This window comes from Vibrio sp. 10N.222.46.A1, assembly GCF_041473595.1.
In the GTDB taxonomy this organism is placed as follows: Bacteria; Pseudomonadota; Gammaproteobacteria; order Enterobacterales; family Vibrionaceae; genus Vibrio; species Vibrio tasmaniensis_A.
Genome location: NZ_JBFRSN010000160.1, coordinates 1 through 13,801, shown reverse-complemented (window position 1 = coordinate 13,801; position 13,801 = coordinate 1). Strand labels below are relative to the sequence as shown.

The following is a 13,801-nucleotide window of genomic DNA, read 5'->3' as shown; positions in this document are numbered from 1 at the left end:
GCGATCTACCCCAAAAAGAATATTTATATCACCACACACCGAAAGCATAAGTTACATATACTGCATTTCAATTTACAATGGAATATATGACTATAAACAAACCAATAAAACCAAAAATGCAGAACAATCTATTTTCGATCTTTAATTGAGATCATCGAGAGACACACGTCTGCATTTCGATATGTTGGTCATCTAATTGGGTTAACTTAACCGACAATGCCTTAAGTTCTGAAGTATTGTCGATGTGAGTACCACCACACGGAATAGACACTAAAGTCTCGTCATCTAGCTGCCATTCCCAGTAGCGAGAGTCTGTTAACGCCTCACCTTCTAGTCTCATCGTTACAAGAGTCGATTCAACAAGCCAGCCTGCAATCATCTGGTTGATGTCGGCCTCAATGCCATCAAGGTTAGTTAGCATGTCAGCAACGTTCAGACCGCGTTTCTTCAAGGTTTTACCTAAACGATACTTATCGGTACACAACTCTGGAGTAACAAAGCTAGTCACCTGTGCGTAGCTATTGAAGTCATAGCTGCCGAATGGATCTTTTCTGTCTGCATCTTTACGCCAGTAACTCTCAGCCAATACTTTATTCAACGCTAAGAAAGCAATATGTCCGGCACTATGACCGCGGCTCAAACTGGCTTGGTGCTCTTTATCAACCGACAACTCAATTTCATCGCCAATGTTAATCATAGAAGCTGATACAGGTAGTTGGTGGACAACCACAAACGCCCACCCTTCCGTATCACGCTTAACAGGGATATCTGCTGCAATATAAAGATTTCCAGTAGATTGCTCTATTGCACCAACAAGGCAATCTTCAACAATATACTGTTCACCACCTACGCTGACAAAACCTCGGTCTGCTGGGTGATCGGGCCAAATATGACTCACAGGGTGGAAAGGTGTCACGTCAGTGATCAAGTGAGTTTTGCTGTCGTCACTTTCAACGTACACCGCTTTTGCATTGAGCAGCCAAGTTTGATGACAAAATTGAGTGATGGTTGGTGTGATAACTATTATTGGTTTCATGGATGTCGCTGGTGTCATTGAATCGCTAGTGGTCATATCGTTCTTCTTTTGAAATTGAGTCTAATTCGTTAACCCATCACGATATGGAGATATGAGGTTATGGCTTAACGTGAATTTTGCTTAAAAAAATACCCGAGACAGGCTCGGGTATCAAATCTATTGGAAAGGTTTACTTACGACCTTTAACCATGCTCATCATACGCTTACGTTTACGTTCTTGAGAAATTGTCAGCTTGGTTGTCTTAGCTTCAAATGGGTTCTCGCTGTTCTGGAATTGAATGCGAATAGGTGTACCCATAATCTCTAGTGAACGACGGTAGTAGTTCATCAAGAATCGTTTGTATGAATCTGGCAAGTTACGTACTTGGTTACCGTGGATAACGATAATCGGTGGGTTGTAGCCACCAGCGTGCGCGTATTTCAATTTAACACGACGGCCACGAACCATAGGTGGTTGGTGATCATCAGTCGCCATCTTCATGATACGAGTAAGTACAGAAGTACCAACACGAGTCGTTGCTGACTTATAAGCTTCTTGAACAGACTCAAACAAGTGACCAACACCAGTACCGTGAAGTGCAGAGATAAAGTGAATACGTGCGAAATCAACGAAACCTAAACGACGGTCTAGTTCTTTCTTAACACGATCTTTAACGTCGTTATCTAGGCCATCCCACTTGTTTACGGCAATAACAATTGAACGACCAGCATTCAACGCAAAGCCTAACAAGCTTAGATCTTGATCTGAGATGTTCTCGCGAGCATCGATAAGCAGTAATACAACGTTAGCATCTTCAATCGCTTTCAGTGTTTTAACCACTGAGAACTTCTCAACTGTTTCGTTGATATTTTTACGGCGACGAACACCCGCAGTATCAATCAGAACGTATTCACGCTCATCACGCTGCATCGGAATGTAAATAGAGTCACGAGTTGTACCTGGCATATCGTAAACAACAACACGTTCTTCACCAAGAATACGGTTAGTTAGCGTTGATTTACCTACGTTAGGACGACCAATGATCGCTAGCTTAATCGGTTGATCTTGAAGGCGCTTGAATTCTTCTTCCGCTTCTTCTTCAGTGAAATCAACTTGCTCTTCTTCTTCGTCTTCAAATTCAGTTAAATCGCTTACTTCGCCATTCTCAGCTTTTAACGCTTCAGCGAATGGGTTTAGAGCAAGATCAATCAACGCTGTTACACCACGACCGTGCGCTGCAGCGATTTGGTACATGTCTTCTACGCCTAGTTGCCAGAAATCAGCACTTGCAGCATCAGGGTCGATACCATCAACCTTGTTTACTACTAGCATTGAAGGCTTTTCTAGTTGACGAAGGTGCTTAGCAATAGCTACGTCTGAAGGTGTTAGACCCGCACGACCATCTACCATAAATAGAACGACATCAGCTTCATCAATCGCCGCGAGCGACTGTTCAGCCATTTTAGTTTCAACACCTTCTTCGGTACCGTCGATACCACCAGTGTCGATAACAATAAAGTCATGCTCGCTAAAATGAGCATGACCGTATTTACGGTCACGCGTTAAGCCAGGAAAATCCGCAACCAATGCATCACGAGTTCGAGTCAATCGGTTAAATAACGTAGATTTACCTACGTTCGGACGCCCTACTAGAGCAACAACAGGTACCATAACAACCTCTACAATTTCTTCTCTAAATGTAGTTATAGGTAAGCACTTGATCGCAAGTTTAAACTCTTACCTATAACCACACGGTTTATTAATTTATAACAACAAAACGGCTCCTAGCTGTTACCAACCAGGAGCCGACTGTGAATTATATCACGCTTTTATTGGCTAATCGTTAGTTTCTTTACATCGCCATTGCGAGTCGTCACTAAGTAGCCTTCAGGCATTTCAATTGGCGCAACCGCAAAGCCGCTATCATCGACCAACTGTTGAGCAACAAACTCACCCGATGAACGATCTAACCAGTGCAGATAACCTTCAGTATCACCAACAACCACATAACCATTAATAATAGCAGGTGCTGTCAGTAAGCGGTTTTCTAACAATGGAGTGCTCCACAGTTCAGTACCACTACGCGCATCAACCGCAACCACATGGTCTTTGTCAGTCACAACGAACAAACGGCTGCCATCACTTGCTAAATCAATCGCTGACGAGTAGTTACGTTTCCAAACTGGCTTACCAGAACGAAGATCGATAGCAATCAGTTGACCATTGATACCTACGGTATATAGGGTGCCGCCAAGAACAACCGGTGATGCATCAACATCAACCAAACGATCAATTTCCGTTGCGCCTTTTGGTGTACCTACTGGCTGTTGCCAAATAAGCTGACCACGATCAACGATAGCTGCGGCTAAACGACCATTTGCCGTACCCCAGAATACACCACCTGAAACCGTAACAGGTGAGCTATCGCCACGAAGTGTTAGGCTTGGTACTTCTGTACTGATGGTCCATTTTTGCTCACCGCTTTCTTGATCTAACGCGGTCAACATGCCACGACTGGTATGAACAATAACCATGTTGCTTTCAGTTGCTGGGGATGCAAGCACCTCACCATTCACTGATACACGCCACAGCTCTTCACCGGTTGATTCATCCAGCGCGATCACTTCGCCATTTTCAGAACCAACAAATACCTTGCCGTAAGCTGCCGTTAAGCCACCCGATAAACGAGCCAGTACTTCTTTCTCAAGATCGACTTTCCAAAGCTCTTTACCTGTTTCAGGGTCAAGCGCTTTAACCATACCTTCACGGCTTGCAACAAATACTTTGTCGTAAGCCAATTCTGGCGTTAGTTTTGAAAAGTAGTGACCAACACCATCACCAACCGACGTAGACCATTCCTGGCTAGGAGTAAACTCGCTGTTTACCGTTGGTACTGGTGCCATGATTACGGTGTCTTCTTCACTTGCACAGCCCGCTAGCAGGCCAAGAGCAATCGCACACAACGCCGCTTTTGGAAACATCTTCTTCATTCAAAGCGCCTTATTTAGCTAGGTCGTCAAGTTTGATTTGAAGCGTTTGGCTCGCATCAGCAGCTTGTTGAGCTTCAGAGTATGCACTGTAAGCTGCATCTGTGTCGCCTTTACGAAGTGAGATATCACCACGCAGTTCAGCAACACGGCCTTTCCAAGATTCGTCAGTCATCGCTTCAAGATCAGTCAATGCTGCGTCAAATTCACCTTGCTCAGCTTTGATACGAGCAACACGGTAAGTCAGTAGTGGCGCTAATGCCGCGTCCTTAGTTGCCGATTTTGCCCACTCAAGTTGTTCTAGTGCAGCTGTAAGGTCACCCGCTTGAACTTGCGCTTTTGCTAATTGCATAGCAGCAAGTACTGAATATTCAGCGTCTTTGTTTGCGTCGATGAAAGCTTGAATATCAGATTGAGCATCAACGCCTTTAGCATCTAGAGCTGAGATTGCAGAGGTGTAGCTTTCTGAAGCGGCTTCACGCGCTTCAACGACTGAATCTTGGTAATAGCGCCAACCAAATAGGCCACCTAAACCAATAACCGCACCAAAGATTACGGCTTTGCCATTCTCTTTCCACCAATCTTTAATGGCTTCAACTTGTTGCTCTTCGCTATCGTAAAGTTCCACTTCCTGTCCTCTTTAATTCTTTAAACGCCAGCATAGTGCTGACGTTGATATTCATGATGAGCGTTTGCTCAATGGCTTAGATTAACGCAGCAACTTTTTCTGCAACTTCCGTTTGAGACACGGTTTGTTGCTCGCCGCCAACCAAATCTTTTAGCACAACTGTATTGTCAGCAACTTCGTTCTCACCAAGTACCAACGCCACAACAGCACCTACTTTGTCAGCACGTTTGAATTGCTTCTTGAAGTTACCACCACCGAAGTGGTTCATCACACGTACGCCTTCAACGTTATCGCGTAATTGATTCGCTAACTGCATGCCCGCGATCATTGTACCTTCGCCAGCAGCAACCATGTATACGTCAACACTACGACGAACTTCTGTAAGTTCTAGCGTTTCCATCATAAGGACTAGACGCTCTAGACCCATAGCGAAGCCAACAGCATTGGTTGCTTTGCCGCCGAGTTGTTCAACAAGACCATCGTAACGGCCACCACCACATACTGTACCTTGGGCACCAAGGCTGTCTGTGATCCACTCAAATACGGTGCGGTTGTAGTAATCTAGGCCGCGTACTAGACGCTCGTTAACTTGGTATTCGATACCAACAGCGTCAAGAAGTTCACACAAACCAGCAAAATGTTGCTTCGATTCTTCACCTAGATATTCAGATAGTCGAGGTGCGTCACCTAAGATAGCTTGAACATCCGGGTTCTTAGTATCCAGAACACGTAGAGGGTTAGTGTGCATGCGACGTTTGCAGTCTTCATCTAGCACATCAATGTGTTGCTCAAGGAAAGCCACTAACGCAGTACGGTAGCTTACGCGATCTTCTTGAGAACCGATTGAGTTCAATTCAAGACGAACGTGCTTATCGATACCTAGTTCACGCCATAGACGTGCTGTCATCATAATAAGTTCAGCGTCAACATCTGGGCCGTCTAGGCCAAACACTTCAACACCACATTGGTGGAATTGACGGTAACGACCTTTTTGAGGACGCTCGTGACGGAACATTGGGCCCATGTACCATAGGCGCTGTTCATCACGGTTAATAAGGCTGTTTTGAATACATGAACGTACACAACCTGCTGTTCCTTCTGGACGCAGCGTTAGACTGTCACCATTGCGGTCATCAAAGGTGTACATCTCTTTAGAAACAACGTCTGTCTCTTCACCAACCGCACGGCTAAATAGGTTTGTTTCTTCAACGATAGGCATACGTACTTCGTTGTAACCGTATGCGCTCACCACACTTTTAACTGCGCTTTCTACTTTCTGCCACAGTGGTGATTGAGTTGGAAGGCAGTCGTTCATGCCTCGAATTGCTTGGATATTTTTAGCCACAGTATTTATTCCGTAATTTCTCACGACCAGGTATCAGTGCGAATAGACAATCACACCCCATCGCGTTGTATTAATCTTCTAAGTTTTCTACATCAATGCGATTTGCTTTATCAAGCACTGATGCTTTTGCACGAATCTTAGCTTCAAGTTTGTCGACAAGGTCATCGTTATCGAAGCGCTCTTTCTGACGCTTACCGTCTTCGTAAAAAGCACTCTTACGTGCACTACCAGCTAGACCTAAGTGAGACACTTCAGCTTCACCAGGGCCGTTAACCACACAACCGATGATAGATACATCCATTGGAGTAATCACGTCTTCTAGGCGCTCTTCAAGGGCATTAACGGTGTTAATAACATCGAACTCTTGACGAGAACAGCTCGGGCACGCAATGAAGTTGATGCCACGCGAGCGAATGCGCAAAGATTTAAGAATATCAAAGCCAACTTTGATCTCTTCAACAGGATCAGCCGCTAACGAGATACGCAGCGTATCGCCGATACCTTCAGAGAGAAGCATGCCTAAACCTACCGCTGACTTCACAGAACCTGCACGCGCACCACCCGCTTCGGTAATGCCAAGGTGAAGAGGTTGATCAATCTGCTTAGCAAGCAAACGGTAAGAACCGACGGCTAGGAATACATCAGACGCCTTAACGCTGACTTTAAATTGATCAAAGTTCAAACGGTCTAGGATGTCGACGTGACGCATTGCAGATTCAACAAGCGCTTCTGCTGTAGGCTCTGTGTATTTCTCTTGGATCTCTTTTTCAAGAGAACCGCCGTTAACACCAATACGAATCGGGATATTCATATCACGAGCACAATCCACAACAGAGCGAATGCGGCTTTCGTTACCGATGTTACCTGGGTTGATACGCAGACAGTCAACACCGTATTCAGCCACTTTAAGTGCGATACGGTAGTCGAAGTGAATATCAGCAACCAAAGGAACAGAGACCTGCTGCTTGATTAGCTTAAAGGCTTCAGCTGCATCCATAGTCGGTACAGATACGCGAACGATATCAGCGCCAACTTTTTCCAGAGCTCTAATTTGAGCAACGGTCGCGGCTACATCTGTTGTTCTTGTGTTGGTCATGGATTGCACAGCAATTGGTGCACCATCACCGATCGGCACATCACCCACATAAATACGGGTTGATTTGCGACGAATAATAGGAGATTCGTGTTGCATATTAACTCTAAGGTAAGGTTATTCTAGCTACTTTGCCTGAAGTATACCCAGAAAGGTCGACAGGTTCACTTGCAAATGTCATCGATACGCCCTCTGGCGCACCTAGAATCACTTTATATGGCGCAGTTCCTGATAGATTTAACGACTGACCTGCTTTTTTGATGCCAGTCGACAAGGTTTTGCCCGAAGCATCTTTCACTTGGATCCAGCAATCAGCAGAGAACTGCATCACTAACTCGTTAATCACAGCTTCAGGCGCAGTGCTTGCTTCAACAGCTTCTGCATTAGCAGCAATTTCAGCATTAACAGCAACTTCAGCAGTTTGTTCTGTCTCTGTTGCTTGCTGTGCAGTAGTTTCGTCAGTTGAAGTAACAGAATCTTCCGCATCGCTTATCGCAGCAAGGTCATCAGTACTTTCAACAACAGAAGAACCCTCTTCATTTTGTTCAGCTTCAATCACTTCTAAAGAGGTGAATTCAGGGGCAAGTGATTCTTCTACAGCTAGCTCTTCTGAGCTTTCAGTATTAGCTAAAGATTGAGATAGGGTGTCTTGTTGTTGGTTCTGCCACCACCACAGTGAGGAGATACCCGCAATTACCGCAAAAATGCTCCAAGTAAGGATCATAATACGGCTGTTGTGCTTCTCGGTTTTGGTCTTACGAGAAAAGCTCAACATTTCTTGTTCTTGATGTTGAGCGTCACCAGCATGATGGAGTGCGCTCAATACGACCTTTTCGTCAAGATTGACGTATTTCGCGTATGAACGAATGTAGCCACGCATAAAGGTGGCAACTTGATCTGACTCGAATTGGTTTTCTTCAATTTGTTGGATCAGCGTAACGCGCAGCTTTAAACGATCAGAAATCTGCTTTTGTGTTAAACCAAGAGATTCTCGTTTATTTTTAAGCAGCGTTCCCGCTTCGATTTCTGGAGCGACAGTTTCTTTTGTTTGTGTTTCGTGTTCTGTGTTCATAGAGAGTGAACTTCTAAAGTATTATCGCAGGTTGATGAGAGCATTTTTATTGTCGTTTAAGCTCAATCTAACAACCCACTTTGTGTGGAATTTTTCCTGTTATCTAAATCATCAACCCTTAAAGACGAACATCACCCATTGACTATGGATGACCTTCTCAGGAAGCTAGTTTATCAAGTAGCCAACCTAAATAGACACATTGATGATTATCGGGTAACAAGCGAGCACTTAAATTAATTTAAGATGAGTTAATCATAAGCTAATGCCATTGCAAGGCAAAAACACTTTAAACAAAATTTACCGTCAGCTCATGGTTTTGTCCAAAATTTGACGAAAAATGTAAGAAAGCGTGGGGAAAAAATCCAATTATTGGAAATTCACCTTCCAGAAAAGCAACAAGCCAGAAGGAATCCTTCTGGCTTGTTTAGATCTAAATGGTATTTAAACCGCTTTTACTTGAATCACATCACCTGCGATCAAGTTAGCTTCAGAGGCGGCTTTCAGCATTTTAGTACGCTTGGTTCTATCAATAACATCACCAACCAGCTGACCACATGCGGCATCAATATCATCACCACGAGTTTTACGAACCGTAACTGTGTAGTTGTATTCCATCAGCGTTTTTTGGAAGCGATCAATACGAGAGTTGCTTGGCTTCTTATAAGGCGAACCCGGATAAGGGTTAAATGGAATCAAGTTGATCTTACAAGGCGTATCTTTCATTAGCTCAGCAAGTTCACGAGCGTGGTCCATATCATCATTCACATGATCCAACAGAACGTACTCAACCGTTACTTTGCCGCGGTTAGCATTTGAAGAAGCAATGTAGCGACGAACCGATGCTAGGAAGTCTTGGATATCCCAACGATCGTTGATTGGCATGATTTGGCTACGTAGTGCATCGTTTGGTGCGTGTAGAGAAATAGCCAGAGCTACATCGATGTTGTCTGTCATCTGATCAAGACCAGAAACAACACCAGATGTTGATACTGTTACACGACGCTTAGACAGTGAGAAACCTAGATCATCAAGCATCAGCTCCAATGATGGAATTAGGTTCTTCATGTTCAATAGAGGTTCACCCATACCCATCATTACGACGTTAGTAATTGGACGACGACCCGTTTCTTTCTCTAAACCGATTTCACGTGCAGCACGCCAGATTTGACCAACGATCTCTGAAACTTTCAGGTTACGGTTGAAGCCTTGTTGAGCCGTAGAGCAGAATTTACATTCAAGCGCGCAGCCTACTTGCGAAGAAACACATAGCGTCGCACGATCACCATCTGGGATGTATACAGTCTCAACGTCTTGGTCACCAACGCTCATCGCCCATTTAATGGTGCCATCCGCAGAGTGCTGAGCTTCAGAAACGATAGGTGCAACAATCTCACAGCGATGCAGCAGTTTCTCACGTAACTTTTTGTTGATGTTGTTCATTTGTTCGAAGTCATCGACACCGAAGTGATAAATCCACTTCATCACTTGCTCTGCTCGAAACGCTTTCTCATTCAGTTCTTCTGTGAAAAATTTACGAAGACCTTTACGATCAAAATCGAGTAGATTGACTTTAGCTGTGGTCATGATGCCTCTCAATGACGGAACAATAATTAAGGGCGCGAATTGTACAGCCTTTACGCGACTTCAACAAGCACTGTAAAACCTTGTGTTTACTAAGACATTCAAACTTAAGTGATTAAAATTCACACAGTCAAATTTACCTGCTTAAGTTCGGCCAATTCAAAGAGAGATTCCCGATTACGCTCCTCCGTCGCTTTCGGGAATGACGGGCTTTAACCACCTAATACTCGCACCCTCTCCGACCTCCTACTAACGCGACTTGTTCGTCATTCCAGAACCGAGGAACGAGGTATCTGGAATCTCCAATAGTAAACTCAGACTCCTGATATGCTCCTTCTTCACTCTCAGGAATAACACGAGAACTCACCAGAAATGAAAAAGGCTTCACCGAAGTGAAGCCTTTATTGAGACTTGCTGTTGTCTGCTTATTCAGCTGGACGCGGGCAAATTTCAGATTCTGGGAAGAAGAATTCGATTTCGCGAGCCGCAGATTCAGGGCTATCACTGCCGTGTACTGAGTTGTAACGCATGCTGATTGCGTAGTCAGCACGGATAGTGCCGCATGCAGCTTCTTCTGGGTTAGTTTTACCCATTAGTTCACGGTAACGAGCGATCGCATTTTCGCCTTCAAGTACTTGAACCATGATAGGACCAGAAGTCATGAACTCTTTTAGTGGTCCAAAGAAATCTTTACCTTCATGTTCTGCATAGAAGCCACTTGCTTGCGCTTCTGTAAGAGAAACCATTTTAGCGGCAATAATCTGTAGGCCAGCTTTTTCAATGCGGTGGTAGATTTCACCGACAAGGTTACGCTTAACTGCATCCGGCTTAACAATTGAGAACGTTCTTTCTAGAGCCATAGGGATTCCTTCACTTCATTTTTTTGTTATTAAATACTGAAATTACTAAGATCATTCGATCTGAGTTTATGAATAAGCGGTATCGAAATACCGCTCACTCTTATTATTATTTTGCTTGGTCGATAAGAAGACGAGCCAGTGTACGAACACCCATACCAGTCGCGCCTGCAGCCCACTTATCACTTGATGACTTGCGGTAAGTACCCGCGCAATCCATGTGAATCCAACCTTTTTTGTAGTCATCTACAAAGTAAGAAAGGAACGCGGCAGCTGTACTTGCACCCGGAGTGTAATCACCAGAGCTGATGTTTGAAAGATCAGCAAAGTTTGAAGGCAACATACCACGGTGGAAATCAGCAAGCGGCAATGGCCATAGACCTTCTTTCTCTTGGTTCGCAGCCGTTAGTGCTTGATGAGACAACTCATCATCAAAGCTCAATAATGCGTGGTAGTCGTTACCTAATGCATTTTTAGCCGCGCCAGTTAGCGTTGCACAGTCGATGATCAACTCAGGATTCTGAGCGCTTGCGAACATCAGGCCATCAGCCAAAACTAAACGACCTTCCGCATCGGTATTCATGATCTCGACAGTCTTACCATTTTTGTAAGTAATGATGTCGCCAAGCTTCAATGCACGACCAGAGATCATATTCTCTGCACAACATAAGATAAGCTTGATGCGCTTGTTCAGGCCACGTTCAATCGCAAGACCTAAACCACCGGTAATAGTCGCGGCGCCACCCATGTCAGCCTTCATTGCTGTCATGAATTGACCTGGCTTAATGCTGTAACCGCCTGAGTCGAAAGTGATACCTTTACCCACAAGACAAGCAAACACGGGTGCGTTTTCATCGCCGGTTGGGTTGAAGTCCAGTTGAAGCATTGCAGAAGTACGCTCAGAGCCGCGGCCTACCGCATAGATGCCTTCCCAACCTTCAGTTAGGAGATCTTTGTCTTTAACGATTTTCGCTTTAACAGTGCCTGCTGGTGCCACTGACTTGATGTATTCAGCTGCCATTGTAGCTAATTGACGAGGGGCAACTTCTTCAGCCGTTTTGTTGATGATGTCACGAGTCCAATCTGTCGCGCGGATACGTGCTTCTAATTCAACTTGATCAGCTTCAGCTAGAGCATCCCACTCCAATGCATTCTTTTTCTTTGGTCCACGGTAGCCTTGGTAAAAAGCCCAAACACTTTCTAGATCCCAGCCTTTACCGCTAAGTGCAACCAATGCGATACCTTGTCCGTCAAGCGTACGACCTGCACGTTGAACTGCGCCTAGATCGTGGCCTTCACCAATGTGAATTGTCGCTCCCGCTTCTGAAAACGATAAAATAGCTCTTGCTCCCCACTGAGGCTGGGCAGCTTCTTGACTTAAAAATACTGACATCTGTGTAGACATGATTTCTCCTTGTCATGAACCACTTTGAGTATGTGATTCTGATTGTTTTTTATTAGCGCACTGATGTTAGCATTATGTAGGAGGAAAATGTCATTTTGATAAAAAAACGGACCATAAGGTCCGCTTTTTTTAGTAAGAATTGTTAACTTGGCTGCGTTTTACATTGGACTGATACCAACCCGCGACCAAGTGATTAGACAAGAGGATTAATCCATCTCATCCATCCAGCACAATATAATGGCCTCTAGAATTTTCTCATTCGAGTGATTCGGCTCATCATCAAAATCTTCAAGATCTAGCACCCATTGATGCAAGTCCGTGAAGCGTACTGTTTTAGGATCGGTATCTGGGTATAAATCACATAGTTCAATCGCAATATCTCGCGAATCAATCCATTTCAAACTCATAACATTTCCTTATCTTTATCAGCGACGATTTGTCATCTTAGTGACTTATATTCTATGCCAGCTTTACTAACAGTTTTGGTCGAGCTTATTTCTTAGTGCTCTTCAGAAGCTAAGTTCAGTGTGTACTTTGGAATTTCAACTACAAGGTCAGTATCAGCCACTTTAGCTTGGCAACCAAGGCGAGATTCCATCTCTAAACCCCATGCTTTATCTAGCATGTCGTCTTCTAGGTCATCACTCTCTTCTAAAGAGTCGAAACCTTCACGAATCACGACGTGACATGTAGTACATGCACACGACTTCTCACATGCGTGTTCAATACCAATACCGGCCTTCAATGCAACATCAAGAACCGTCTCACCAGTTTTTGCTTCTAAAACAGCGCCTTCTGGACATAGATCTTCGTGAGGTAAAACAATAATCTTTGGCATGTTTATCTATTCTCTAACTATTAAATATTATCGACTGACTGACCTGACAGTGCAGCTCGAATTGATTTATCCATACGACGAGAAGCAAAGTCTTGGCTCGCTTTGTCGGTATTCTTAATTTCTAGTTCGATGGCATCAGCGCTTTCGCCATTACGCACTTCAATCAGTGCTTCAATAGCTTGCAGAAGGAGCTGTTTTTCTTGCTCATCAAGCAGCTCATCGCCATCAGCTTGCATTGCTGCAATAAGACCTTCGATAACACGATCTGCTTCTACACGTTGTTCAGCGAGAGCACGCGCTTGCATGTCTTCCTTAGCAAACGTCATCGAATCTTTCAGCATATTCGCCACTTCATTATCGCTTAAGCCGTAAGACGGTTTAACCTGAATTTCAGCTTGAACACCTGTGCTCTTCTCCATAGCAGTCACCGATAGCAGGCCATCAGCATCTACTTGGTAAGTCACACGAATATGCGCCGCACCAGCAGCCATTGGTGGAATGCCTTTTAGAGCAAAACGAGCCAATGAACGACAGTCATCAACCATCTCACGTTCACCTTGCACGGTGTGTACTGTCATTGCAGTTTGACCGTCTTTGAACGTGGTAAATTCTTGTGCGCGAGCAACAGGGATCGTGGTATTGCGTGGGATGATCTTTTCGACCAAGCCACCCATCGTTTCGATACCTAGGGAAAGAGGAATAACATCAAGCAGCAGCATTTCAGAGTCAGGCTTGTTGCCGACTAAGATATCCGCTTGGATAGAAGCGCCAATCGCAACCACTTCATCTGGGTTAATGCTGGTTAATGGCGTACGACCAAAAAAGTCACCGACCATTTCACGTACAAGTAACGTACGAGTTGAACCGCCGACCATCACGACTTCTAGAACATCATCCGCGTCAACTTCAGCATCTTTCAATGCACGACGACATGAAAGCAGTGTTTTCTTAACAAGCGGCTTAATGATGTCTTCAAACT

At 44.5% G+C, this 13,801-nt stretch carries 13 protein-coding genes; all 13 read right to left on the bottom strand.

Features of this window, described 5'->3' with window-relative positions; genetic code table 11:
* Positions 1–151 precede the first annotated feature (151 nt).
* On the bottom strand, positions 152–1,072 hold the full coding sequence (locus AB4496_RS05680; protein ID WP_009848299.1) for a metal-dependent hydrolase: 921 nt from the start codon (positions 1,070–1,072) through the stop codon (positions 152–154).
* A 133-nt stretch (positions 1,073–1,205) separates the two neighbouring features.
* Entirely contained in the window at positions 1,206–2,687 is a 1,482-nt protein-coding gene (gene der, locus AB4496_RS05675; protein WP_009848298.1) for a ribosome biogenesis GTPase Der, read from the bottom strand.
* A 158-nt stretch (positions 2,688–2,845) separates the two neighbouring features.
* Positions 2,846–4,006, bottom strand: coding sequence for an outer membrane protein assembly factor BamB (gene bamB, locus AB4496_RS05670; protein WP_009848297.1), 1,161 nt, complete (start codon positions 4,004–4,006; stop codon positions 2,846–2,848).
* Between the two features lie 10 nt (positions 4,007–4,016).
* Entirely contained in the window at positions 4,017–4,631 is a 615-nt protein-coding gene (locus tag AB4496_RS05665) for a YfgM family protein (RefSeq protein WP_065678454.1), read from the bottom strand.
* Between the two features lie 76 nt (positions 4,632–4,707).
* Positions 4,708–5,976, bottom strand: coding sequence for a histidine--tRNA ligase (gene hisS / locus AB4496_RS05660; protein WP_009848295.1), 1,269 nt, complete (start codon positions 5,974–5,976; stop codon positions 4,708–4,710).
* 70 nt (positions 5,977–6,046) lie between these two features.
* The gene (gene ispG / locus AB4496_RS05655) at positions 6,047–7,168 is read right to left on the bottom strand and encodes a flavodoxin-dependent (E)-4-hydroxy-3-methylbut-2-enyl-diphosphate synthase (protein WP_009848294.1); all 1,122 of its coding nucleotides are present in this window, start codon (positions 7,166–7,168) and stop codon (positions 6,047–6,049) included.
* A 7-nt stretch (positions 7,169–7,175) separates the two neighbouring features.
* Positions 7,176–8,141 (bottom strand): cytoskeleton protein RodZ, encoded by a 966-nt coding sequence (gene rodZ, locus AB4496_RS05650; RefSeq protein ID WP_009848293.1) that lies wholly within the window; start codon positions 8,139–8,141, stop codon positions 7,176–7,178.
* Positions 8,142–8,582: 441 nt separating this feature from the next.
* Positions 8,583–9,725, bottom strand: coding sequence for a bifunctional tRNA (adenosine(37)-C2)-methyltransferase TrmG/ribosomal RNA large subunit methyltransferase RlmN (locus AB4496_RS05645; RefSeq protein ID WP_009848292.1), 1,143 nt, complete (start codon positions 9,723–9,725; stop codon positions 8,583–8,585).
* Positions 9,726–10,147: 422 nt separating this feature from the next.
* Complete coding sequence (ndk, locus tag AB4496_RS05640; RefSeq protein ID WP_009848291.1) at positions 10,148–10,582, bottom strand: nucleoside-diphosphate kinase; 435 nt, start codon at positions 10,580–10,582, stop codon at positions 10,148–10,150.
* Between the two features lie 106 nt (positions 10,583–10,688).
* Positions 10,689–11,984: an aminopeptidase PepB gene (gene pepB, locus AB4496_RS05635; protein ID WP_009848290.1), complete on the bottom strand. Its 1,296-nt coding sequence runs from the start codon at positions 11,982–11,984 to the stop codon at positions 10,689–10,691.
* 206 nt (positions 11,985–12,190) lie between these two features.
* On the bottom strand, positions 12,191–12,391 hold the full coding sequence (gene iscX / locus AB4496_RS05630) for a Fe-S cluster assembly protein IscX (RefSeq protein ID WP_004735099.1): 201 nt from the start codon (positions 12,389–12,391) through the stop codon (positions 12,191–12,193).
* Positions 12,392–12,483: 92 nt separating this feature from the next.
* Complete coding sequence (gene fdx / locus AB4496_RS05625) at positions 12,484–12,822, bottom strand: ISC system 2Fe-2S type ferredoxin (protein ID WP_004735098.1); 339 nt, start codon at positions 12,820–12,822, stop codon at positions 12,484–12,486.
* Between the two features lie 20 nt (positions 12,823–12,842).
* The coding region (locus AB4496_RS05620) for an Hsp70 family protein (RefSeq protein ID WP_372130678.1) at positions 12,843–13,801 on the bottom strand (959 nt) is incomplete at its 5' end.